General features: G+C 70.9%; 22 protein-coding genes. 14 read left to right on the forward strand and 8 right to left on the reverse strand.

The annotated features are described in order from the left end of the window. Nucleotides 1-256 precede the first annotated feature (256 nt). Nucleotides 257-1,459: a hypothetical protein gene (locus AB0F81_RS08780; protein ID WP_360193217.1), complete on the reverse strand. Its 1,203-nt coding sequence runs from the start codon at nt 1,457-1,459 to the stop codon at nt 257-259. A 98-nt stretch (nt 1,460-1,557) separates the two neighbouring features. Here AB0F81_RS08780 and AB0F81_RS08785 point away from each other — a divergent pair, with 98 nt between their 5' ends. From AB0F81_RS08785 to AB0F81_RS08795, 3 genes are read left to right on the forward strand one after another with little or no spacing between them, the layout of a single operon-like run. Further along, nucleotides 1,558-2,091, forward strand: a complete 534-nt coding sequence (locus tag AB0F81_RS08785) for an RNA polymerase sigma factor (RefSeq protein ID WP_360193220.1) — start codon at nt 1,558-1,560, stop codon at nt 2,089-2,091. Continuing rightward, the gene (locus AB0F81_RS08790; protein WP_360193223.1) at nt 2,084-2,806 is read left to right on the forward strand and encodes a hypothetical protein; all 723 of its coding nucleotides are present in this window, start codon (nt 2,084-2,086) and stop codon (nt 2,804-2,806) included. The genes AB0F81_RS08785 and AB0F81_RS08790 overlap by 8 nt, the downstream gene beginning before the upstream one ends. A gap of 40 nt (nt 2,807-2,846) precedes the next feature. Then, nucleotides 2,847-3,851 (forward strand): glycoside hydrolase family 6 protein, encoded by a 1,005-nt coding sequence (locus AB0F81_RS08795; RefSeq protein WP_360193225.1) that lies wholly within the window; start codon nt 2,847-2,849, stop codon nt 3,849-3,851. A 9-nt stretch (nt 3,852-3,860) separates the two neighbouring features. Here AB0F81_RS08795 and AB0F81_RS08800 read toward each other — a convergent pair whose 3' ends face one another. Beyond that, nucleotides 3,861-5,807 carry a galactose oxidase-like domain-containing protein gene (locus AB0F81_RS08800; RefSeq protein WP_360193228.1) on the reverse strand — a complete coding sequence of 649 codons (1,947 nt, stop codon included), beginning with the start codon at nt 5,805-5,807 and terminating at the stop codon, nt 3,861-3,863. Beyond that, a complete protein-coding gene (locus AB0F81_RS08805; protein ID WP_360193231.1) occupies nt 5,804-7,522 on the reverse strand; it encodes a glycosyltransferase family 2 protein in 1,719 nt (572 codons plus the stop codon). Before AB0F81_RS08805 ends, AB0F81_RS08800 begins: the two co-directional genes overlap by 4 nt. Nucleotides 7,523-7,885: 363 nt before the next feature. Here AB0F81_RS08805 and AB0F81_RS08810 point away from each other — a divergent pair, with 363 nt between their 5' ends. From AB0F81_RS08810 to AB0F81_RS08825, 4 genes are all read left to right on the forward strand, one after another. Beyond that, nucleotides 7,886-9,493 carry a DASS family sodium-coupled anion symporter gene (locus AB0F81_RS08810; RefSeq protein ID WP_360193233.1) on the forward strand — a complete coding sequence of 536 codons (1,608 nt, stop codon included), beginning with the start codon at nt 7,886-7,888 and terminating at the stop codon, nt 9,491-9,493. Between the two features lie 75 nt (nt 9,494-9,568). Continuing rightward, on the forward strand, nt 9,569-9,832 hold the full coding sequence (locus tag AB0F81_RS08815) for a hypothetical protein (protein ID WP_360193236.1): 264 nt from the start codon (nt 9,569-9,571) through the stop codon (nt 9,830-9,832). A gap of 129 nt (nt 9,833-9,961) precedes the next feature. After that, on the forward strand, nt 9,962-10,933 hold the full coding sequence (locus tag AB0F81_RS08820; RefSeq protein WP_360193239.1) for an alpha/beta hydrolase: 972 nt from the start codon (nt 9,962-9,964) through the stop codon (nt 10,931-10,933). Nucleotides 10,934-11,382: 449 nt separating this feature from the next. Beyond that, on the forward strand, nt 11,383-11,850 hold the full coding sequence (locus tag AB0F81_RS08825) for a hypothetical protein (RefSeq protein WP_360193241.1): 468 nt from the start codon (nt 11,383-11,385) through the stop codon (nt 11,848-11,850). Here the strand turns inward: AB0F81_RS08825 and AB0F81_RS08830 are convergent. After that, nucleotides 11,844-12,038, reverse strand: coding sequence for a hypothetical protein (locus tag AB0F81_RS08830; protein WP_360193244.1), 195 nt, complete (start codon nt 12,036-12,038; stop codon nt 11,844-11,846). The two genes, AB0F81_RS08825 and AB0F81_RS08830, sit on opposite strands and share 7 nt — an antisense overlap. 59 nt (nt 12,039-12,097) lie before the next feature. Further along, nucleotides 12,098-12,466: a DUF2203 domain-containing protein gene (locus AB0F81_RS08835; RefSeq protein WP_360193247.1), complete on the reverse strand. Its 369-nt coding sequence runs from the start codon at nt 12,464-12,466 to the stop codon at nt 12,098-12,100. Between the two features lie 80 nt (nt 12,467-12,546). On the opposite strand from AB0F81_RS08835, the gene AB0F81_RS08840 reads away from it, so the two are divergent. Next, a complete protein-coding gene (locus tag AB0F81_RS08840; RefSeq protein WP_360193250.1) occupies nt 12,547-13,860 on the forward strand; it encodes a M20/M25/M40 family metallo-hydrolase in 1,314 nt (437 codons plus the stop codon). On the opposite strand, the gene AB0F81_RS08845 is transcribed toward AB0F81_RS08840, so the two are convergent. The 3 genes from AB0F81_RS08845 to AB0F81_RS08855 form a co-directional block, all read right to left on the reverse strand. Further along, nucleotides 13,844-14,410, reverse strand: coding sequence for a hypothetical protein (locus tag AB0F81_RS08845; protein ID WP_360193253.1), 567 nt, complete (start codon nt 14,408-14,410; stop codon nt 13,844-13,846). The two genes, AB0F81_RS08840 and AB0F81_RS08845, sit on opposite strands and share 17 nt — an antisense overlap. Nucleotides 14,411-14,550: 140 nt before the next feature. Further along, nucleotides 14,551-15,216: an isochorismatase family protein gene (locus AB0F81_RS08850; protein ID WP_360193256.1), complete on the reverse strand. Its 666-nt coding sequence runs from the start codon at nt 15,214-15,216 to the stop codon at nt 14,551-14,553. Next, nucleotides 15,216-16,409 (reverse strand): CoA transferase, encoded by a 1,194-nt coding sequence (locus AB0F81_RS08855; protein ID WP_360193259.1) that lies wholly within the window; start codon nt 16,407-16,409, stop codon nt 15,216-15,218. The genes AB0F81_RS08850 and AB0F81_RS08855 overlap by 1 nt, the downstream gene beginning before the upstream one ends. A 47-nt stretch (nt 16,410-16,456) precedes the next feature. On the opposite strand from AB0F81_RS08855, the gene AB0F81_RS08860 reads away from it, so the two are divergent. From AB0F81_RS08860 to AB0F81_RS08885, 6 genes are read left to right on the forward strand one after another with little or no spacing between them, the layout of a single operon-like run. Continuing rightward, entirely contained in the window at nt 16,457-17,350 is an 894-nt protein-coding gene (locus AB0F81_RS08860; protein ID WP_360193261.1) for a hydroxymethylglutaryl-CoA lyase, read from the forward strand. Between the two features lie 45 nt (nt 17,351-17,395). After that, nucleotides 17,396-18,874: an AMP-binding protein gene (locus AB0F81_RS08865; RefSeq protein ID WP_360193264.1), complete on the forward strand. Its 1,479-nt coding sequence runs from the start codon at nt 17,396-17,398 to the stop codon at nt 18,872-18,874. Continuing rightward, a complete protein-coding gene (locus AB0F81_RS08870; protein WP_360193267.1) occupies nt 18,871-19,704 on the forward strand; it encodes a DUF4437 domain-containing protein in 834 nt (277 codons plus the stop codon). The genes AB0F81_RS08865 and AB0F81_RS08870 overlap by 4 nt, the downstream gene beginning before the upstream one ends. 53 nt (nt 19,705-19,757) lie before the next feature. After that, nucleotides 19,758-20,432 carry a GAP family protein gene (locus AB0F81_RS08875; protein ID WP_360193269.1) on the forward strand — a complete coding sequence of 225 codons (675 nt, stop codon included), beginning with the start codon at nt 19,758-19,760 and terminating at the stop codon, nt 20,430-20,432. Between the two features lie 55 nt (nt 20,433-20,487). Next, nucleotides 20,488-21,882 carry a DUF1254 domain-containing protein gene (locus tag AB0F81_RS08880; RefSeq protein ID WP_360193272.1) on the forward strand — a complete coding sequence of 465 codons (1,395 nt, stop codon included), beginning with the start codon at nt 20,488-20,490 and terminating at the stop codon, nt 21,880-21,882. Continuing rightward, entirely contained in the window at nt 21,882-23,579 is a 1,698-nt protein-coding gene (locus AB0F81_RS08885; protein WP_360193275.1) for a SulP family inorganic anion transporter, read from the forward strand. Before AB0F81_RS08880 ends, AB0F81_RS08885 begins: the two co-directional genes overlap by 1 nt. The last annotated feature ends 6 nt before the right edge of the window (nt 23,580-23,585 follow it).

Raw genomic sequence — 23,585 nt, forward strand, 5'->3', positions numbered from 1 at the left:
GAGGCGCTGGCTGGCGGTCGGTGTCGGTTCGGGCTGGTTGGGGCAGCTCTCTGGTGCAGCTGGAGGCGCTGGCTGGCCGGCAGGGCTGTCGGCACGTGCTCGAACAGCGCTGAAAGGCAGCTGACCGGGATCGGCGTAGAGCGGCATGCGCTCGCGGGCCTCTCGTGCGGCCTGGCCGTCCTCCACGCGGATGATGGGGCGAGGGTTGGCCGTGTGAGCGACGGCTTGCGGCGGATCGCGGATGGGCGGCGTGGGATCAGAGAGCGTGGCGGACCGCCCTCAGGCCCGTTACCGGGATTTGGCCCAGACGCCTGCCGGACGCGGCGTCCAACCAGATGACGCTGCGCTCATCGCCCAGGTAGAGCCGGGCGCCATCCCGGCTCAACGCCAGACCCTTGACCGGCAACGGCATCTGCCACCGCGCCGCCTCCCGCTTGGTGTTCGCGTCCAGAACCGTCACCGTGTCACCACCACCGATCATCGTTCGGCCGTCCGGCGCGAGGACCAGAGCCGCGTCTCCGCCCGCCACCTGCCCCACGTCGACGACCTTCTCGACGGTCAGCGACGACGCGTTCGCGAACGCCAGCCGGCCCGAGTTCAGATCCAGGACCGCAATCTGCCCGGCGGAGGCCGCCAGCGCGTGACCGTCGATCCCGCCCTCACCGAACGGGTGCGGCAGGTCCAGGCAGTACGCCCAACGGTCGATCAGGTGCAGCACGTGCACGAAGGCGTGCGCGTTGCCCGGCCGGCCGGAGACCAGGTCACGGGTGTGCCGATGGCCGGGCTGGTGGGTGTAGAGGGTGTACAGCATCTTCCCGTCGGCGGAGAGCACCGCCTGTCGTCCCTCGCCGCGCATCTCCTCCTCGGCGCCGGCCGGGACCGGGCTCTTGTCGCGGGTGAACAGCGGCTGCACCGCGCCGGTCGTCAGGTCCAGCAGCCGTACGCGGTAGTGGTCGGGCCCGGTGGCGGGCAGCCAGTCGAGCACGAACAGGCCCTGCCCGTCGCTGGTGAAGGCGTCCGGTTCGACGACGCCGGGCAGGTCGTACTCGCGGTCGCCGGACGGGCCGGTGACCAGAAGCGGGGTCCGGGCGCGCGCCGTCGGCCGGGTGTCGGCCGGCGTTCGGCCCAGTGCGCACGCCCGGCCGTCGGTGGAGACGGCCCGGGGCAGCCAGCCGTTCCCGAGTGCCGTGCTGCGGGTGGTGGCCCCGCTTGCCGGGTCGAGCTGGACCAGGTTCGCGTCGCGGCGGGCGTAGACGTGCGCGCCGTCGAAACCGGCCAGCGCGGTGCTGCCCAGCTCCTGCTCACCGGTGGCGGAGAGCCGCAGCAGGCCGCGGGTGCTGTCGGCGAGGACCACGTCGGGGAGGGCGGCAGCGGCAGGAGCAGCGGGCTCACGGCAGCCGGCCGCGGCGGCCGCGAGTCCGGTTCCCGCGAGGAGGAGGAAGGTACGCCGGGTCGTCATGTTCTCAAGACACCGCGAACCGGGAACCGGTTCCCGCCGAGCGGTGTCCTTAGATTGTGGTGAGGGGGGCGGCCATCGAAATAGACGAGGCGACCGCTGTGGCGAGGGCCCGCGGGGGCGACCTGGACGCGTACGAGGTGCTGGTCGTCCGGTTCACCGCGCCCGCGCACCGGGCCGCGGTCCTGCTGGGCGCCGGCGCGGACGCGGACGACGTGGTGCAGGAGGCGTTCGTGAAGGCGTACCGCCAGTTGGGGCGGTATCGGGGCGACGCCGGGTTCCGGCCGTGGCTGCTGGCGATCGTCGCGAACGAGACCCGCAACCTGATCAGGTCCCGGACCCGGCGCACCGGCCTGCTGATGCGCGCGGCGGTCCGGGAGGACCCGTTGCCCCTGGAACCGGATCCGGCCGACACGGCGGAGGCGACCGAACGGCGCCGGTTCCTGATCGCGCAGCTGCGGGCGCTGGACGTCCGCGACCGGGAGGTGCTGGTCTGCCGATATCTGCTGGACCTGTCGGAGGCGGAGACGGCGACCACCCTCGGGTGGCCGAAGGGGACGGTGAAGTCGCGCACGGCGCGGGCGCTGTCCCGGCTGCGCGACCGGATGCCGGTGGGGGAGGTGCCCGGTGCGTGAACCCGATGACCTGATCGATGAGCTGCGTGAACTCGGGCGCGCTGTGGTCGTACCGGATGCGGTTGACCAGCGGCGTGCGATCCGGGCGCGCCTTGCCCGGCCGGCGCCGCGCAAGCGCGTGCGGCTTCTCCTCGCGGCCGCGACGGCCGCGCTCGTCGCGACCGTCACCCTGGTCGCGCCGGCTCGCGCCGCGGTGGTCGAGGTGGTCGGTGATCTCCTGCGGGTCGCGGGCATCGAGGTACGCCGGGAGCCGCCCAGCGGAGCCCTGCCGGCGACGCCGAGCCCGTTGCCGTCGTCACGCACCGCCGACCTGGCGGAGGCTGAGCGGCTCGCCGGTTTCCCGGTGCGGGTGCCGGAGGTGCTGGGCGAGCCGGAGCAGGTGGTGCTGGCCGATCCTGACCAGTCCGGCGCGCCGCGCGTGGTGACCCTGGTGTACCGCGGGGGCAGTGTCCGGCTGGACCAGTTCGCCGGCCGGCTGGAGCCGGCGTTCATGAAGACCGCGCCAGATGCCGTGTGGGTCGACGAGCTGCCCGGGATCTGGCTGCCGGAGCCGCATCCGGTGACCTACCTCGACAAGGACCGCACGCCGCGCGTCGAGACGGCACGTCTCGCCGGGCCGACGCTGGTCTGGGAGGTCCCGAACGGCGTCACCTACCGGCTGGAGGGTTTCACCGATCTTCAGGAGGCGCTGCGGGTCGCACAATCGGTGCGCTGACCATGTAGTGACAAATCCTGATCAAGTACCGTTGCGGTCGATGAGAAGTCTTCCCGCGGTCCTGATCAGCGGCCTGATGGCGTTCGCCGCGGCCGGCTGCTCGGCCGACAGCGACAACCCCGCTCCGACCACGCCCTCGTCGAGCACTCCCGAGGTGATCGGTGCCGGTCCGTTCTTCGTGGAGCCGACCGGCCCGGCCATGGAGCAGGTGCGGCAGTGGGCGGCCGCCGGGCGGTCCGCGGAGGCCGAGGCGGTCCGCCGGATCGCGACCGCCCCGGCCGCGGTGTGGTTCGCCAACGCCGAGCCGGGCTTCGCCGACCGGGCCCGTGGCCTGGTCGCCGCGGCGAAGGCGGCCGGGCGCATCCCGGTGCTGGTCGCCTACCACGTGCCGAACCGCGACTGCGGCGGCTACTCCGGCGGCGGCGCCCCGGACGCGGCCTCCTACCGGGCGTGGATCAGCGAGCTGGCCGCGGCGGTCCGCGGCTCGAAGGCGATCGTCGTGCTGGAACCGGACGCGATGACCCACGTGCTGGAGGGCTGCGTGTCCGGTGCCGCCGCCACCGAGCGCTACGCGCTGCTGGACGAGGCGGTGCGCCAGTTCAAGCAGGACCCGCAGGTCCGGGTCTACCTGGACGGGGGCAACCCGAGCTGGGTGAAGGACGCGGACCGGGTCGCCGACGCGCTGCGCCGTTCCGGCGTCGCGCGCGCCGACGGCTTCAGCCTGAACGTCGCGAACTTCGAGACCACCAAGGCCAACATCGCGTACGGCGAGCAGATCTCCGAGCGGCTCGACGGCGCCCACTTCGTGATCGACACCAGCCGTAACGGGAACGGGCCGGCCCCGATCGGCGCCGGCGACGACCACTGGTGCAACCCGCCGGGCCGGGCTCTCGGCGCCGAGCCGACCACCGAGACGGGCCATCCGCTGGTCGACGCCTACCTCTGGGTGAAGCGCCCGGGGGAGTCCGACGGCGCGTGCGGCGACGGCGCCCCGCCGGCCGGTCAGTGGTGGCCAGAGTACGCACTCGGCCTGGCCACCAACTGACCTTCTCGGCTACTTGACCTCGACCCACCGGGCGGCCGACGGGACGCCCGCGTCGTCGGTCACGAACAGCATGTACCAGCCGGTCGGCAGCACACCGCGTTCCTTCGGCACCGACACGGTGATGCCGCCCGGCCCGGGGGCGACGGTCAGCGCCACCGAGCGCTGGTCGACGTCGGTGCCGTGGGTGACCGCGCTCGGGCGGACCAGCCGGGCTGAGGCGATCCGGCCCGCGTCCGGGGTGGCGAACGAGGCGGTCGCGCCGTGCTTGAGCACCGCCGGCCCACCGGTGATCGCCGGCCGCTTGCCCTGGAACAGGTACGGCGGGCTGTAGATCTCGATCCGCTTCTCGAACGTGCCCGGGTCGCGCCCGTTGCGGGCGTAGATCGGGTCGCTGCCCATGGTGACCACCCGGCCGTCCGGCAGCAGCAGCGCCTCGGAGTGGTAGTTGCGGCCCACCGTCGGCGCCGCCGCGGTCCGGAACTCGTTCTGCTCCGGGTGGTAGATCTGCGCGGTCAGCAGGTCGCTGCGCTTCCTGCCCTGGTACGGCCCACCGCGGTACCCGGACGAGCCGTGGCTGGTGAACACGGTGTCGTCGGGCAGCACCACGGTGTTCAGGTACCGGGTCGGGTGCGGCAGGTTCGGGCCCGGCCGGAAGGTGGGCTTCTTCTCGTCCAGGTCCACGACGGCGGTGCGGGCCGTGGAGACCGGCGAGTCACCGACCGCGCCGCCGCCGAGGATCATCACCTTCTGGTCCTGGGCCGGCGGCAGCAGCACGGAGGCGCTGGTCTCGGTCATCGTCGGGTCGGTCAGGCCGGGCACCGTCTGGAACTTGTTGGTGCGGGTGTCCCACAGGCCGGGGGTGCGGCCCTCGGTGTCCGAGCCGTATCCGGCGTTCGAGCCGGAGAAGAAGAGCCGCTCGTCGCGGGTGACGAACAGCGCCGGGTAGGTGGGGAAGACCCGGGTCAGGTTCGGCGCGGCCACCCAGCGCTTCTCCGCGGTGCGGTAGGTCTCGTTGAGCCCGGGCAGCATCCGGCCGAACTCGTCGAGGCCGGAGACCGCGAGGATGTCGCCGTTCGGCAGCGGCGCCAGGGTCGGATACCAGCGGTGCTCGACCATGTCGCCGGTGCGGACGTAACGCTCGGTCTTCGGGTCGAACTCGTACGACGTCTTGTCGCCGCCGTACTCCTGCTTCTCCCGGGTGATCTTCTCGGCGACGCCGTACAGGTTGCGGGCGTCCAGGCCGGTCAGCCCGTCGATGGAGTACTGCGCGGGCTGCTTGACGATCGCCCTGTCACCCGCGACGACCGCGTCCACCCACACCTCGGCCTCACCGGCGTGCACCATGGTGTGCGCGCCGTGCTGCATCTTGGTGGCCGCCGGCACCGTGAGGTCGGCGCGGGTGGCGTACTTGCGGCCGTCGGCCGAGGTGAGCACGGTGCCCTTCGGGAAGGTCCGGGCGCCGTGGTCGGGCGACTCGTTCTTGATCTTCATGACGCCGGCCGCGTGGGTGATGTCGGCCTCCAGCACCTCGTACGACTTGGTGCCGCCGGCGACCAGCAGATTGCCGTTGGGCAGGAAGGTGTGCCCGGCGCAGAACAGGTCGGTCGGGGTCGGGACCAGCGAGAACTTGTCGCTGGCCGGGTCCCACAGGACGGTCTGGAAGGTGCCCGCCTCGAAGTTGTCCCGGTTGTTGCCGGAACCCGCGATGATCAGCACCTTGCCGGTGTTGAGCAGCGCGGCGTGGATCGCGTTGACCTTGAAGTCGGCCGGCACCGGCAGCATCGACCAGTGGCCGAACTTCTCCTTGTAGGCCTGCCGGTTGATGTTGAAATCGTGGTACGTGTCGGCGGCGAACACGACCATCGGCCGGTTGACCACCACGACGACCGCCGCGGCGACCAGCGCCATCATCGCGGTGAGCAGCCGTCGGGTCAGGCTGGGCTTGCGGGGGGTCATGCGTAGGTCTCCACGGGTTCAGCGGCGGCTTTGATCGGTTCCGCCGGCTCCTGCGGCCGGCGGGTCAGCGACTGCAGCGCCCAGATCGCCGGCGGGGTCAGGCAGAGGGCGAGGTTGAGCGAGGGCCACAGCCACATGAAGCCGTGGGCGTGACCGGTCACGAAGGCCACCACCAGCAGCACGGCGAAGAACGCGGCCCAGCGCAGATGCGTACGGAAGGTGAGCAGGCTGTCCGGGCTGGCCGAGTCGCCCTTGGGCGTCACCACGAACCCGGCCCGGCGGCGCAGCACCGCCTGCAGGAACGACGTGACGTAGATCGGCGCGCACAGGGTGGACAGCAGCATGCCGGTCAGACCGGACGAACCGGCGTCCTCGTGCGGGCTGACGTTGTGCCGCCGGTTCCACACGTAGAGCCCGACCTGGAACAGCGCCGCGTCCACGTAGAGCATCAGCCACACCTCCTGCGGCACCTGCACACCCTTGGCGCCGAGCACGATGTGGCAGACCGCGGTCGCCGCGCCGAGCAGCCAGGAGATCGCGGTCAGCGGGTAGTAGGCCATCAGCAGCGCGTACTGCACGGTCCGGCGGAAGCCGAGCCGTCGTACGGTGCGGGCGAAGTTCGCCACGACGACCTCGTCGGTGCCGCGGGACCAGCGGTGCTGCTGGCTGAAGTAGTCGGTCCACGACGACGGGCCCTCACCGACGGCGAGCACGTCCGGGGTGTAGACCGACTTCCACCGGCGGGTGGTCGCCTTGTTGCGGGTGCCGTGCACGGCCAGGCTGGTCGCCATGTCCTCGGTGATCGAGTCCTGCAGGCCACCGATCGCCTTGAGGGCCGCGATCCGGACCGCGTTGTTGGTGCCGACCAGCATCGGGATGCCCAGCCGGTTGCCGGCGCGCTGCAGCAGCGAGTGGAACAGGTACTGCTGCGACTCGGCCCACCGGGTGACCACGTTGTCGTAGTTGCCGTAGATCTGCGGGCCGATCACGAAGGCCACGTCCGGGTCGCGGAAGTAGCCGAGCAGGCGCTCGCAGAAGTTGGGCAGCGGCACGTGGTCCGGGTCGACCGAGACGAACACGTCGTACCCGGTGCCGTGCTTGTCCACCCAGGCGTTGTAGTTGCCGTGCTTGGTCTTGGTCTTGAAGGCGCCGGCCTCGGTGTTGTACTTCTCGATGCCCTTGCGGCTGAAGTGGTTGATCCCGTTGCGCGCGCACATGGCCTTGACGTCGGGATCGTTGCCCTCGTCGAGCAGCCACACGTCGTAACGGCCGCCGTGGCGGACCTTGCGGGCGGCCTGCAGGGTCTTCTCCACCATCTCGATCGGCTCCTTGCCGGGCACGATCGTGGTGAGGAAGGCGACGCGCAGCCGCTGCTGCGGCATCACCGGCACCGGGTCGCGCGCCCAGAGCGTGGCGAGGCAGAGCGTCACCACGTTGACCAGCCGGAACAGCTCGATCAGGGCGGTCGCGCCGATCATGAACACGGTCGCGGCGAAGAGCCCGGCGTGCATCCGGCGGTCCGGCACCTCGACCGAGGAGAGCAGCCAGCCGAAGAAGGTGGCCTCGAAGGCGAACGCGAAAAGCGCGATCAACACCGATCGCACGGGACGACGGCGGGAGAGCGGGCGCAGCTGGACCCGGTACTTGTCTCCCGGTACGGGTTCGGCCGGACCGGCTATCCGGCTGAACCCGATGTAGTCGTAGTGGCCTTTCATCAGACTCCCCCGCGACACACTGTCGCTCTAAGTAATTTGGACGGTCGTCAACGCCCGGCTGGCTCTGACGGCGGTCGTCGGTCTCATCTCGCTAAGACAGCACGTCAGAGTAGGTATTGGCGATCAAATATGTGTTCCGGCGTGGGCAGCGTCACCGGATGCCAGGGCTGCGTGTGAATACGGAGAGTCATATGGGTCACTCATTGCGCGACAATGGCGACGCAGTGTAATTATTTCGCTTACCGGGCACTGTGGAACAATAACCACATTCCCCAAACTACGGACATACCGGTACCCGATCGTGTCGGCGTGCCGGAGATCGCGTCCAATGACAGGAGACCGGTGCCACAGAGGGAGGTCGCCATGTCCACAACCGAGGGCGCGCCCGAAGCGCGCACCGACGTCGAACGCCGCCTGCTCGGTGGCGGCACCTACCGGAGTCTGGGCGAGCAGCGACTCTCGCCCGCCGAGGAACGGTTCGAGCGCGGACGCCGTACCGTCGGGCTCTTCCTCGCGCCCGTGGTGACCTTGATCTTCCTGGCTCTGCCGCTCGACCTGCGGCCGAGTCAGCAGGTGCTGGCCGGCGTCCTGCTCGGCGTCATCGTGCTCTGGGTGAGCGAGGCCGTGCCGATCCCGGTCGGCGGCCTGATCGGCGTCGCGCTGATCGTGGTCTTCGGGGTGGCGCCGGCATCCGACGTGCTCGCGCCGTTCGGGTCGTCCACCGTGTTCACCTTCATCGGCGCGTTCATCCTGGCTCAGGCCATGCTCAAGCACGGCCTGGCCCGCCGGTTCGCGTTCCGGATGCTCTCGCTGCCCGGCGTCGGCCGGTCCACGCCCCGCGTGATCATCACCTTCGGTGCGATCACCTGCCTGCTGTCGGCGTTCGTCTCCAACACCGCGACGGTCGCCATGCTGCTGCCCACCGCGCTCGGCATCCTCGCGGTCATCGCGAAAATGCTGCAGGACCGCGGCCTGGTCACGGCCGGCTTCGATCCGACGCGGCTGCGGGTCGGCGCCGCGCTGATGTTGATGCTGGCGTACGGGGCCAGCGTGGGCGGCCTGCTGACTCCGGTGGGCAGCCCGCCGAACCTGATCGGCCGCGGGCTCATCGAGGAGGCGACCGGCGAGAAGATCTCGTTCGCCGCGTGGATGGCCATGGCCGCGCCGATCTGCCTGTCCATGTTCGTGGTGCTGGCCCTGGTGCTGCTGCTGCTCAACAAGCCGGAGATCCGCCGCATCGAGGGCGTGGAGGAATATGTCGCCGCCGAACGGGCCAAGCTCGGCAAGTTCTCGGTGGCCGAGCGCAACACCCTGATCGCCTTCATCGCGACCGTCACGCTCTGGATCGTGCCGGGGGTCATCGCGGTCATCTGGACCACCGAATCCGGCATCTACGACACCGTCAGCGACCGGCTCAACGAGGGCATCGTGGCGGTGCTCGGCGCCTCGCTGCTCTTCCTGCTGCCCACCTCGTGGCGGGACCGGGAGTTCACGCTGAACTGGAGCGACGCGGCGCGCATCGACTGGGGCACGATCCTGCTCTTCGGCACCGGCATCATCTTCGGCTCGCTGCTCGCCGACACCGGGCTGGCCGAGACGATCGGCCGGTCCAGCGCGGACGCGCTCGGGCTGAGCAGCGTGTTCGCGATCACCGCGTTCGCGGTGGTGCTGGCGATCATCGTGTCGGAGACGACCAGTAACACGGCGTCGGCGGCGGTGGTCGTGCCGATCATCATCCCGATCGCGGCGGCGGCCGGGGTCAATCCGCTCGTGCCGGCGCTGGCCGCGACGTTCGCCGCGTCGTTCGGCTTCATGCTGCCGGTCTCCACGCCGCAGAACGCGATCGTCTACGGCTCCGGCGTCGTACCGATCACCACGATGATCCGGTCGGGGATCTCGTTCGACGTACTCGGAGCGATCTTGATTTTGCTCCTCCTGCCGCTGATGGTGGCCGTGGTCGGTCTCGGCTGAACCAACACGCTCCGTCATCCGTTTCCTCTGTCAGACGGGGCAGCAAGCCCCGCGGTGACTGACAAGGCGGTGGCAATGCTGATCCTGTCCCTGCTCATCCTGGTCCTGGCTGCCGCCTGCGTGCTCGCGGTGCGCGGGGTGCGGGCGGACGCTCGGGCCGAGGCGGAGCCGCTGAACGTTCCGGAGGCGCTCTTCGGCCCGGAGAGCCTGGAAGGCGTGCTCTGTGCCCAGTTGCTGGACGGCGAGATCACCCGCCGTCAGTACCTGCGGTCGATGGCCGGAATCGCGGCCCGTGACGAGGAACGGCACCCGCTCGTGGTGCCCTGGCACGAGGACTGACCCGCTTCCGTCAAGGAGCCCGGCGCCCCGGTGGTGCCGGGCTTTTTGCGTCCCTTGACAGTCCGCCATCGATGGATGCTAATGGAAACACCGTTTCGGAGAGTGTTACGGCTGACCAATGGAGGTCCCGTGTCCCTGTCCCCGCGCCGCCTGCTCGCGGCGATGCTGCTGACCGCATCCGTCCTGCTAGTCACTCCCAGCCCGGCCCGCGCCGCGGCCGCCGAGATCGACGGCGAAGTGGCCGTGCCGTGCTGGATCTCCACCTACCACCAGGACGCCGACTGGTACTTCCCCGCCACCACCAGCCCGAAAGCGCTGGTCTACCTGCAGCACGGCTTCTCCCGTTCGAACGGCAACATGGCCGACCTGGCCCGCAGGTACCAGGCCGCCGGCTTCCTCGTCTTCGCGCCCACCCTGCCGTCGATCAACCTCTACGGGTGCACGGTCAACAACACCGGCAACAACACCGCGTTCCTCAACAACGTCGCCGCCTGGCTCGGCCAGGCCACCACCCCCACCAGCGCGCTGGCCCGCAGCTACGCGGCCGCGGCGAACGCGGCCGGTCGCGGCGGCAGCACCCTTCCCACCCGGTACGTCCTCGCGGGGCACTCGGCCGGTGGTGAAGCGGTCACGTACATCGCCAACCGTCTGCGGACCGCCCACCCCGCGGCGTTCGCGGCCCTCGAACACGTGCAGCTGCTCGACCCGGTCAAGTCGCCGGCGGGCAACAACATGGCGAGCGGCCTGTCCGGCCTCGCCGCGACCGGGCTGCCGATCCTGACGATCTCGTCCCCGCCGTACCTGTCGAACAGCAACGCCAGCGGCACCGTCGAACTGGTCAACCAGCTCGACCGGCCGTTCCTCGGGGTACGGCTGACGACGGGCAGCCACTGCGACGCGGAAGGCGCCAGCACCGACGGGCTGTGCACCCTGACCGGCGGCGCGCCCCAGGCACGCAATGTGGCCGCGTTGCAGACCTTGGCGGTGGCGTGGGCGTCGGACGCGGTGGCGGGGAGCGCGACCGCTACCTACTACCCGGGCGGCAGCTACTACAAGGGGCTGCTGACCGGCGGCGTGATCCAGACACTCAGCGGCAGCTGAGCGTCCAGGCCGTCCGCTCTGCCGCTGCGGTGCGCGCTCGGGCTTGACCAGCGCGAAGCGGTGGTGAGGGACAAGCGGGCCGGTCAACGGCTCGACCGTGGGGAGTTCAGTGGCCACAATCGAATCGGCGGCGAGCTGGCACGGCGTGAGGTGCTCCGTGAGATGACCCGGCTGCCAGTGGAGAGCCGATGGAGTTCAGCGCCTCCGACCGTTCGCGACGGCACGGCCGGGACAGTGAACCGGATGAACTGCCGGGCGTCGTTCGGCGGGTACGCGTCTCGCGGCGGCGCACTCAGGTCGTCGCGGACGCGGCGCCGCCGAGCGGGGCGGATGTGCTGGCCGAGGTTGCTCAGCGATCGGGTCGGGCGCGGGTTCTGCTGGGCGGTGGTCACCTGGTCGATCCGGCGGACCGGCCCGCGCCGCGATTTCCGCAGAGCCGGGTGCCGTGGGTGACTGAGCGCGTCCGGGAAGTCCTGGACGACTGGCCGATCGGTGCCGGCACCACGGTGATCACCGGGGCTGCCCGCGGCGCGGACATCATCGTTGCTGAGCAGGCGTATGCGCGCGGCGCCGCTCTGCGCCTGTGCCTGGCGCTCCCGCCGGAGGAATTCGAGCGGGTCTCGGTGCACCTGCCGGAGACCGTGTGGGCGGCCCGGTTCCGCCGGCTTCTGCGCCTGGCTCTGCAGGTCGAGGTGCTGCCACCCGGGCCTGATGAAGGGGTCTTCGCCCGCACCAACGCCTGGATGGTGGAGCTTGCCCGCGAACTGGACCCGGACCCGTACGCGATCGTGGTTTGGGACGGGCAGGCCGGGGACCGGCCGGGCGGCACCGCGGACCTGGTGGCGCGCCTCGGCTACCCGACGGATCATCCCCGTCTGCGCGTCATCGACCCCACACCGATCCGGCGGCGTCACTGAGCTGGTGCTGTCCGCTCGATCCGGGTCACGGGCGGGTTTGCGCCGGCGCTGAGACCGTCGCCGAGGCCCATCAGCATGGCCGCGGCTGCCAGGCCTTTCGCGTCGGCGGCCAGTGGCAGCAGGGCGTGCGCCAGGCCGAGCAGGGTCATCGCCGGGACCGCGGCACAGCGGCGGCCGCGCCGGTCCATCAGGAGAGCACCACCACGGGCGCCCGCGGCCGGCGCAGGGGGAAGTCGGCGGGTGGCGGTTACTCCGTGGGGAGCCGGCGGCGGCCCGCGAACCCCAGGTCCGTCCGGTGATACCAGGCCAGGTCGGCGTCGCCTTCGAGCCAGCACAGGTGGACCGGCACGCCGTCCAGGTCGGCGGGGAAGTCGACCAGCAGCGGGGCCACGCCCTTCAACTCGGCGCCCGTCTCCTGGATCTCGGTCATCAGCTCGTTGAGGCGGGCCTCGGCCGCCTTGCGTTCGGGGAGGCCGCCCAGGTCGGTGGGGGCGCCGCCGGGGGTGAGGGCGGCGGAGAGCTCGACCATGTCGGCTCGCACGGTGACGATCTCGTCGAGGACCGGGCGCAGCCGGGCGAGTTCGGCTCGGGCCTGCGGCAGCGTGAACAACCCCATGGGTGCAGTCTGTCATCAGGGCAGGCGGGCCGCGCCGCCTAGGCTGGGTGATCATCGGCTCGGGGAGAGGGGGCGGCCGGGTGCCGACCGCGATCAGCACGTTGCAGGCGCTGCTCCGGATTCCCACGGTTTCCACGCGGAACGCGGCGGACTGGGATCATGCGGCGTTCACCGAGTTCCACGCGGTGCTGCGGGAGCACTTTCCGCTGCTGCACGAGCGGCTGGAGCTGACCCGCGTCGGCGACTACGGGCTGCTGTTCCGCTGGCCGGGCGCCTCGAACGAGCGGCCGGTCGTGCTGATGGCGCACCAGGACGTGGTGCCGGTCGAGGGCGGCGAGTGGACGCACCCGCCGTTCGGGGCGGTGGTCGAGGACGGTGTCATCTGGGGGCGGGGCACCCTCGACGACAAGTCCGGCCTGGCGGCGATCTGCCTGGCGGTGGAGGATCTGCTCGCCTCGGGCCATCAGCCGGCGCAGGACATCTGGCTGTCGTTCGGGTGCAACGAGGAGATCGCCGGGGACGCGGCCCTGCTGGCGGTCGAGGTGTTGCGGGAGCGCGGCGTCGAACCGTGGTTCGTGCTGGACGAGGGCGGGGCGGTCGCGTACGACGCGTTTCCCGGTGTGGTGCAGCCGATCGCGGTCGTCGGGATCACCGAGAAGGGGATCACCTCACTGGAACTGCGGGTGGAGGGACGCGGCGGGCACGCCTCCACCCCGGCACGGCTCGGGCCGACCGCGCGGCTGGCCCGGGCCATCACCCGGCTGGACCGGTCGGCGATGCCGGCGTCGATCCCGCGGGCCACCGTGGAGCTGTTCCGCCGGGCGGCGCCGCTGGCCCGGCAGCCGATGCGGTCGGCGCTGACCGCGGCCGCGCGGTTCCGGCCGCTGCTGACGCGGCTGCTGCTGGCCGCCGGGCCGGAGCCGGCGGCGATGGTACGCAGCACGTTCGCGGTGACCACACTGAGCGGTTCGCCGTCGTTGAACGTGGTGGCGGCCAGTGCCACGGCCGGCGTCAACATCCGGGTGATGATCGGTGACACGGTGGAGAGCGTGGTCGCGCACGTCCGGCGGGCGGTCGCCGACGACCAGGTGCGGATCCGGATCCTCGACGCCGGTGAGCCGTCGCCCGAGTCTCCGGTCGACGGCGCGTTCGACCTGATCGAGGCGACCACCGCGGAGCATTTCCCGGAGGCGGTCACCGCGCCGTACGTGATGATGGCCGCCACCGACGCCCGCCATTTCACCGCGATCTGCCGCCGGGTCTACCGGTTCACCCCGTTCGAGATGACGAAGAAGCAGCGGGAGGCGATCCACAGCTACGACGAGCACCTGCGGGTGGACGCGTTCCTGAAGGGGATCGCCTGGTACCGCTCGCTGATCACCGCTTGCCGATGAGCCGTTCGTAGATCGGCCGGCCGGCGGCGTCGGCCAGCTCCATGATCTTCGCGCCGAACGGGTCGTGCTCGCCCGCGCCGAGCAGCGCGGAGACCGAGTTGACGCGCATCGGCCGCTGGCCGGCCGGGTGCACCAGGTAGGCCGAGATGTGCCCGGCCATGAAGTTGCCCTCCCGGATCACCAGCACCTCGACCTTCTCCACGTCGGCCCAGGTGGCCGCGCGCGCCGAGCCGTTGTGCACGTAGACCACGCCGTTCTCGTAGAGGTAGGTGGCCTGGAAGCCGCGGAACAGGAAGACCGCGATGTAGCCGAACGAGCAGAGGCCGAACACCAGCGGCACGATCGCCACCCACATGAGCGGCCGCCAGTAGGTGCCCGCCAGGTAGAACAGCCCGATCGCGACCGCGGTCAGGACGACACCGGCGACCGCGCACATCACGGCGGTCTTGAACGGGTTGCCGTTGCTGCGCTGATCCACCGGTGCGCCGAGGCCGCGCTCGGCGACCAGCGTGGTGACCTTTTCCGGAACATCGTCGGTCGTCGTGCTCATGGTCGTATCCCCATCCGTCGAAGCGTCGCGGCGGAGATTCTAAACAGGAATCGTATACGATGTTGCCCCGTGCTTCAGCCCGGCGGTCGCGCTGCGGCCCGGTGTGGCTGCCGGATCGCGCATAGCCACGGGACCTCGCGTCACCCGTACGTCTGAAGCTGCGTGAGCGAACTGCGCAGAGTGACCACATCGGCGTATTTGGCGTCGAGATCGAAGAGGTTGGCCTCGTGCGGCCCGGCCTCGCGGTCGGCGCACGCCTCGCGCACGACGATCGGGCGGAAGCCGTGCTGGAGCGCGTCCAGCGCGGAGGCGCGGACGCATCCGCTGGTCGAGTAACCGCCGATGACCAGCGTGTCGATCGCGTGCGAGGCGAGCCAGGCGGCGAGCGACGTGCCGGCGAAGGCGCTGGCGTAATGCTTGGTCACGACGAGCTCGCCGGGCGCCGGCTGCAGCGGCGGCGCGAAACCGGCGAGCGGGTTGCCGCCGGCGAAGACCTTCAGCGCGGGGACCTTGGCGGCGAACAGCGGCGCCTCCGCGCAGGACTCGTCCGCGAAGCGGACGGCGGTCCAGAGGACCGGCACATCAACCAGGCGGGCGGTCAGCGCCAGCCGGGCCATCGCCTCGGCCGCAGCCTGACCGGTACGAAGGAACAGCGGCGACTCCGGCGACGTGTACGCGAGTGCCGCATCGACCAGGAGGACAGCGGGGCGCATGCCCCAGCCGAGCCGGCGGGCGAACCCGGCGGTCGCGTAGTCACCGGCCAGATCGCCGAACCGGCCGCCGGGTCCGCCGGCCCGCTCGCCCATCAGATCACGCCTCGCTCCCGCAGCCCGGTCAGATCCTCGGCGGACAGTCCGAGAATGCCCTGGTAAACCTCGTCGTTGTGCGACCCGAGCCCCGGCCCGGCCCACTTCACCGCACCGGGCGTGGCCGACAGGCGCGGCGCCACGTTCTGCATCGGGACCGGCCCGAGATCCGGGTGCTCGACCGTCACCACCGCCTCGCGGGCCTGAACGTGCGGGTCGGCGATGATGTCCTCGGCTGTGTAGATGCCACCGGCCGGCACGCCTGCCTCGTGCAGCATGCCGAGCAGCTTGGCCGACGGAACGGTCCTGGTCCAGGCCGTGATGATCTCGTCGAGCTCGGCCTGGTGAGCACCGCGCGAACCGTGCGTGGCGTAACGCGGGTCGGCGGGCAGGTCGGGCCGCTCCATCACGTCGGCGAGCCGGCGGAAGACGGTGTCCTGGTTGGCGGCGATCAGCACGTCGGATCCGTCGGCGGTGGGGTAGACGTTGCTCGGCGCCACGTTCGGCAGGATCGGGCCGGTGCGCTCGCGGCGGTAACCGGCGACGCCCCACTCGGGGATCAGCGACTCCATCATGGCGAGCACCGCCTCGTAGATCGCCGAGTCGACGACCTGGCCGCGGCCGGTGCGCTCGCGGGCGTGCAGCGCGGCGAGGGTGCCGAATGCGGCGTAGGTCGCGGCCAGCGAGTCACCGATCGAGATGCCGGAGCGCGACGGCGCCCGGTCGGCCTCGCCGGTCACATAGCGCAGCCCGCCCATCGCCTCGCCGATCGAGCCGAAGCCGGCGCGCGGCGCGTAGGGCCCGGTCTGTCCGTAGCCGGTGACCCGGACCAGGACCAGCCGCGGGTTGATGGCGGACAGCTCGTCGTAGGACAGGCCCCAGCGCTCCAGGGTGCCGGGCCGGAAGTTCTCCAGCAGCACGTCGGCGTGCTCGACCAGGCGGCGGACCAGATCCTGGCCCTCGGTGGTGCGCAGGTTGCAGGTGACCGACTTCTTGTTGCGGGCCACCACCGGCCACCACAGCGACTGGCCGTGCGGTTTCTCCCGGCCCCACTGGCGCATCGGGTCGCCCTTGCCGGGGTCCTCCAGCTTGATCACCTCGGCGCCGAAGTCGCCGAGCAGCTGCCCGCAGAACGGGCCGGCGAGCAGGGTTCCGGTTTCCAGGACGCGAATGTCAGCCAGTGGTGCGGTCACGCCGTACACCCTATCCTTGCGAAACGGCGTTTCGCTAGGAGGAACAGGTGGAGATCGTCGAGGTCGGGCCGCGGGACGGGCTGCAGAACGAGAAGCGGGTGCTGCCCACGGCGGTGAAGGTGGCCTATGTGGAGCGCGCCATCGCGGCCGGGCTGCGGCGTCTCGAGGTGGCCGCTTTCGCCCGGCCGGACCGGGTGCCGCAGATGGCGGACGCCGCTGACGTGCTGCGGGTCGTGCCTCGCTCGGCCGATATCCGCTATGTCGCCCTGCTGCTCAATGGCCGGGGGCTGGACCGGGTTCTGGAACTCGGCGACTCCCGGCCTGATGAGATCAACTATGTAGTTGTCGCCACCGACGAGTTTTCCCGGCGCAACCAGGGTGCGTCCACCGCCGCGTCCCTGGAGGCGTTTCGGGCCGTCGCCGACCGCGCGCACGATGCCGGAATTTTCGTGACTTTGACGGTCGCGGCGGCTTTCGGGTGCCCGTTCACCGGGGAGGTGCCGGTGTCGCGGGTGCGTGCGCTGGTCGCGGAGGCCGGGCCGGTGGACGAGATCTGCCTGGCCGACACCATCGGCGTCGGCGTTCCGGTGCAGGTGGGGGAGCTGGCGGACGCGGTGCGGTCGGTTGCGCCGGGCGCGCCGCTGCGCGCTCACTTCCACAACACCCGCAACACCGGGTACGCGAACGCGATCGCGGCCGTGGCATCGGGCTTCGTGGCGCTGGACGCCAGTCTGGGCGGGATCGGTGGGTGCCCGTTCGCGCCGGCGGCGACCGGGAACATCGCCACCGAGGACCTGGCCTACCTGCTGAACCGTTCGCGCCTGGAGACCGGGGTGGACGTGCGCGCAGCCGCTGCGGTGGGCACGTGGATCGGCGGTGAGCTGGGCCTCGACGCGGTGCCCGCGCAGCTGGGCCGCGCGGGCGACTTCCCGGCGACGTGAATCCCACCCTTGCGTTCAGAATGGAAACGGTGTTTCCATTCCTGCATGTTGCGGCCCGGTGGTGCGGATCTGACGATCGCTGGCGGAGTGCGGGAGTTCGGCCGGGCCACCCCGGACGTGATCGCGGTGCGCGACGGCGACCGGCAGCTCAGCTACGCGGCGCTGGACGAGCGATCGTCCCGGGTGGCCTGCGCGCTGCTCAGCTTCGGGCTGACCACCGGCGACCGGGTGGCGCTGCTCTGCGGCAACCGCCTCGAATACCCGGAGATCGCGGCCGGCATCGCGAAGGCCGGCCTGGTCATGGTGCCGGTCAACCCGCGGCTCACCGCGCCTGAGGTCGCGTTCATCCTCGGCCATTCGGGCGCCCGGATGCTGATCGCGGACAGCGAGCCGGACCTCGACTTCCCCGGCGCGTTCGTCCGGATCGGACCGGAGTACGAGAAGTGGCTCGACGACGCCCGGGCGGTCGACCCGTGCGTGGCGGTGAACGAGCGGGATCCGTTCTGCATCGCCTATACGGCCGGCACCACCGGTGACCCGAAAGGCGTGCTCATCTCGCACCGATCCCGCTCGCTGACCTTCTACGCCACCGCCCTGGAGTGGGGCATCGGACCCGGCCGGCGGACCGTGGCGGTCGCCCCGATGTATCACGGCGCCGGATTCGCCTTCGCGTACGCCGCCGTCCACTGCGGGGCGACGGTCAGCATGCTGCGTGCCTTCGATCCGGACGCCCTGCTCGACATGATCGCTCGCGACGGCGCCCAATCGGTCTTCCTCGTGCCCACCCACGCGCAGCTGATCCGCGGCGCGGTCACCACGATGCCGAAGCTGCCCACTCTGGACACGCTGTACTTCAACGCGGCGGCCCTGCCCCGGGTGCTCAAGGAGTGGGTCTTCGAGGCGTTCCCCGGCGTCGGCGTGCACGAGCTCTACGGCTCCACCGAAGCCGGCGTGGTCACCAACCTGCGCCCGCCGGACGCCCGCCGCAAGGCCGGGACCGTCGGCCACCCGTGGTTCGCCACCGAGGTCCGCGTCATCGGCCCGGACGGGCAGCCGGCCGCTCCGGGTGAGCCCGGCGAACTGTACAGCCGGTCGCCGTACCTGATGAACGGCTACCACCAGAACCCGGCGGCGACCGCCGCCTGCACCACCGAGGACGGCTTCCTGACCTCGGGCGACATCGTGATCCGCGACGAGGAGGGCTTCCTCTCCATCGTCGACCGGGTCAAGGACGTGATCATCACGGGTGGGGTGAACGTGTACCCGCGCGACGTCGAGGAGATCCTCCTCGCCCACCCGTCGGTGACCGAGTGCGCGGTGGTCGGCGAGCCCGACGACCGCTGGGGCGAGCGGGTGGTCGCCTATCTGGTCAGCCCAGGGCCGGTCGAGCCCGACGTACTCGAGGCGTACCTACGCGAACGGCTGGCCGGTTTCAAGGTTCCCAAGCAGTACCGACCCGTTGCGGCGCTGCCCCGCAACGCCGCCGGCAAGATCCTGAAACGCGAGCTGAGGAGTACGCCGTGAGGGCACACGTGGAACTGATCCACGAGAACGACTACATCTTCCATGCCGGTGAGCTGCCGTACGGCGAGGGGAAGATCCTCGAACGCCGCCTGTCGACCGACGAGGAGGACGGCTCGTCGTCGCTCTCCCTGCACGCCGTCTCCGACTGGGGGCGCGGCCCCGGGATCGTCCACGCCGACACCGAGTTCTACGTGGTCCAGGGGTCCCTCGTCTACGGCGGCCAGGAGATCGGAGCCGGCGGCTACCTCCAGGTCCCGCAGGGCCAGGCGATGGACTGGATCAAGATCCGCGAGGGCTCGAACGTGCTGCACTGGCGCGAGTACGGCGACTGCGGCTTCGACCCGCTGACCACGGCGACCCCCGGTGACGTCACCGTGGTCGACGCCAACGCGATGGAGTGGACCGAGGCGCCGTCGGTCGGGCCGCTCACCCCGCTCTACATCAAGCTGCTGCACCGGGACCCGAAGACCGGCTTCTACACCCGGCTGATCCGGGCGAAGCGGGGCTGGACCGACCACCGGCTCGCCCACCACCCGTGCTACGAGGAGTTCTACACGCTGGGCGGGAGGATGGCGTACAACTTCGGCGACATCGACGAGGGCACCTACTGTTTCCGGCCGGCCGGGGTGAAGCACGGCCACTTCGTCGCCGAGACCGACATCGACTGGATCATCCGGTCCGACGGCGAGCTGATCAACTGGTACACCACCGAGGAGTGGATCAAGTGGGGCGGACACGCGGAGAACTACCCGCATGAGCACGCCCCGGTGATCTCCACGCTGCCGGTGCGGTCCCGTTCCCGCGGCGAGTGGTCCGGCGACGGCATGTAGCTCATCTGCCACGGGTGATGACGGCCGCCCGGTCGCTCGGTGAGTCTCGCGGCATGGGTGAAGCGATCGGGCAGACGTTGCCACTCGCCGTCGGTGTGGCGCTCAGTCCGGTGCCGATCATCGCGGTGGTCCTCATGCTCACCACGCCGCGGGCCCGCGTCAACGGGCCCGCGTTCGTGCTCGGCTGGCTGCTCGGGCTCGGTGTGGTCGGCGCACTGGTGCTCGCGCTGGCCGGGCCGTCGGCCGAGGAGGACACCGGCGGTCCGGCCACCTGGGTCAGCTGGCTGAAACTGCTGCTCGGCGTGCTTCTGCTCGCGGTCGCGGCGCGCCAGTTCCGGGGCCGGCCGCGGGCCGGCGAGCAGGCGCCGATGCCGGGCTGGATGAGCGCCGTCGACCAGTTCGGCGCCGGCAAGTCGCTGGGGATGGCCGCGCTGCTGTCCGGGGTGAACCCGAAGAACCTGCTGCTGGCGGTGGCCGGCGCGGCGACGATCGCGCAGACCGGCATCCCGGGCGGGCAGCAGGCTCTCGCGTACGCGGTCTTCGCGGTGATCGGCAGCCTCGGTGTCGCCGTGCCGGTGGTGATCTACCTGGCCCTGGGCAAGCGTTCGGAAGACCTGCTGACCCGGCTGAAGAACTGGATGAGCGCCCACAACGCAGTGATCATGTCGGTGCTCTGCCTGGTGATCGGCGCCAAGCTGATCGGCGACGCGATCACCGCCCTGTGGTGACGTTCATCCACCGCGAGTGATCCCCACCCGGGCCGGTGGCCGCGATGCTCAGGCCATGCCCTCCGGAATCAGCCCCGAAGTCCGCGCCTCCGTCGCCATCCCGGACCAGCTCGAATCGCCGCTGGGAAAGCTGAGCTTCTTCGACGGCCTGCCCGATCCCGGATCGATCGGCACGATCTACGACCTGCTGGATCTCACCCGGGCGATCGAGGTGTACCTCAACACCGTGCCGGGCGCGTCGCTGGTGGCGATGCGCAAGGGCTTCCGCGAGGCCGGCCTGGACGGCGCCGGCATGCTCGGCTACACCGAGCCCCGCGCCAATTCCGGCAGCCTGTTCCTCACCCCCAACACGGAGACGACGTACGGGACGGCGTTCCTCGATCTCAAGGCGAACGGCCCGCTGGTCATCGAGAACCCGCCGAACTCGCTGTGCGTGATCGACGACTTCTGGTTCCGCTACGTCGCCGACCTCGGCCTCGCCGGACCGGACCGAGGCGCCGGCGGTAAATACCTGCTGCTGCCCCCGGGGTACGAGGCTGAGGTCCCGGACGGCTACCACGTGCTGCGGACGCCGACGTACACCAACTGGCTGGTCGTGCGGACCCTCGGCGGGGTGCCGGACATCCGCAGGACCCGGGTGTACCCGCTGGCCCAGGCGGACGATCCGCCGGCCAACACGTTCGAGAACCTGGCCGGCAAACGGTTCAACACGGTGCACGCCAACGACGAGAGCTTCTATACGGAGATCGACACCCTGATCCAGGAGGAACCGGCCGAGGCGCTCGACCCCGAGCGGGCCGGGCAGTGCGCGGCGATCGGCCTGGTGAAGGGCCGGCCGTTCGCGCCGGACGAGCGGATGCGCCGGATCCTGGCCCAGGCTGCCCCGCTGGCGGCGGCCATCGCGCGGGCGCTGGTCTACCGGCCCCGGGACCCCGAGGCCTACGTCTATCCGGGCGGAACCTGGCTGAACGCCTTCGTCGGCGGCAGCTACGAGTTCGTGCGTGACCACGCGCGGCTGCTCGACGCGCGGACCCAGTTCCACTACTTCGCCACGGTGATCACGCCGGCGATGGCTGCCGCCCGGGTCGGCACCGGGTCGGCGTACGCGTACACGGCGATGGACAGCAAACGTGAGTGGCTGGACGGCTCCCGGTCGTACCGGCTGACGCTTCCCGCGGGCATCCCGGCGAAGAACTTCTGGTCGGTGGACCTGTACGACACACAGACCCGATCGCTGCTGGAGACGGACAACCCGTACCCGTCGGTGATGGGCCACGACACCGGTGGCGCGGAGCTGTTCTTCGGGCCGCAGCCCCCGGCCGCCGGTGCGGCGAACTGGGTGCGGACCGTGCCCGGCAAGGCCTGGTTCGCGATGCTGCGCCTCTACGGGCCGCTCGAGGCCTGGTTCGACAAGAGCTGGCGGCCCGGCGACATCGAACCGCTCGGCTGATGCCCCGGCTTCTCGGGTCGCTCGCCGGATACCGCCGGTCCTGGCTGCGCGGCGACCTCGTCGCCGGCCTGACCGTCTGGGCGGTCCTGATCCCCGAGTCGCTCGCCTACGCCACGATCGCCGGGGTCTCGCCGGTGGTCGGCCTCTACGCCGCGGTGCCCGCGCTGCTGCTCTACCCGCTGCTGGGCTCGTCGCGGCATCTCGTCGTCGCCACGATGAGCGGCACCGCGGCGCTGTCCGCGAGCATCGTCGCCGACCAGGCCGGGCCGGGCGGCGCCGGCTTCGTGGCGACGACCGCGGCGCTGGCGATCGTGGTCGGCCTGCTCGGGCTGCTCGCCGGCGTCCTGCGGATGGGCTTCGTCGCCTCGTTCATCTCCGAGCCGGTGCTCAAGGGCTTCATCATCGGGCTGGCGCTGACAATCATCATCGGTCAGGTGCCGGCGATGCTCGGGATCGAGAAGCCGTCCGGCAGCTTCTTCGAGAAACTCGCCGGCATCATCGCTCACCTCGGCGACGTGGCCGTGCTGACGGCCGTACTCGGTGGGGTCGCGCTGGTGGCGATCCTCGCGCTGAAAAGATTTCTGCCGGTCGTGCCCGCGTCGCTGGCGGTCGTGCTGCTGGGCATCGCCGCCGTCGGGATCTTCGATCTGGACCGGCGCGGCGTCGACATCGTCGGCGCCATCCCGTCCGGGCTGCCCAGCTTCGCGGTGCCGGACATCGGCCTGGACGGCTATCTGGGACTGGTCGGCCCGGCGATCGGCGTGCTGCTGATCGGGTTCGCGGAGGGGCTGGGCGCGGCGAAGGCCTACGCCACCCGGGAGGGCTACGACGTCGACCCGAACGCCGAACTGCTCGGCAACGGCGCCGCCAACGTCGGATCCGGGCTGTTCGGCGGCATGGTGGTGAACGGCAGCCTGTCGAAGACCGCGGTCAACGGCGGGGCGGGCGCCCGCTCGCAGCTCTCCGGCATCACCGTCGCCGTCCTCACCGTCATCACGCTGCTGTTCCTCACCGGGCTGTTCGAGAAGCTGCCGGAGGCGGTGCTGGCCGCGGTGGTGATCGCCGCGGTGATCGAACTCGTCGACGTCGCCTCGCTGCGCCGGCTCTACCGGGTGTCGACCGGGCCGCTGAACCGGATCTACCGGCACGCCACGCGCGCGGACTTCCTCGCCGCGCTGGCCGCGCTGCTCGGCGTACTGATCTTCGACACCCTGCCGGGTCTCTTCATCGGCATCGCGATGTCGCTGCTCACGCTCCTCTACCGCGCGTCACGGCCGCATGTCGCCCGATTGGTACGCCGGGGCGACGCCTGGGTCGACCGGGACCGTTACCCGGACACCCCGGCTGAGGACGACGTCATCGTGGTGCGGGTCGAGTCCGGCGTGTTCTTCGCGAACGCCGACCACATCCGCGAGTCGATCGTCGGCATGCTCGGCGAGCACACCGTGGCCGTGGTGCTGGACGCCGAGACCGTCCCCAGCATCGACGTGACCGGCGCGGCCATGCTGGCCGCCCTCGGCGGTGACCTCGACCGGCGCGGCATCCGGCTGCTGGTCGCCAAGAGCGTCGGACAGGTCCGGGACGTGCTGCGGACCGCCCCGGCATCGCCGCAGCCCACGGCCTTCCACCCGTCGATCGACGAGGCGGTGGCCGCTGTGCGCGGCGTTACGGGTTCAACCGAGGTTACTGGTGGGTAATATTGG

This window comes from Actinoplanes sp. NPDC024001 (assembly GCF_040638955.1).
In the GTDB taxonomy this organism is placed as follows: Bacteria; Actinomycetota; Actinomycetes; order Mycobacteriales; family Micromonosporaceae; genus Actinoplanes.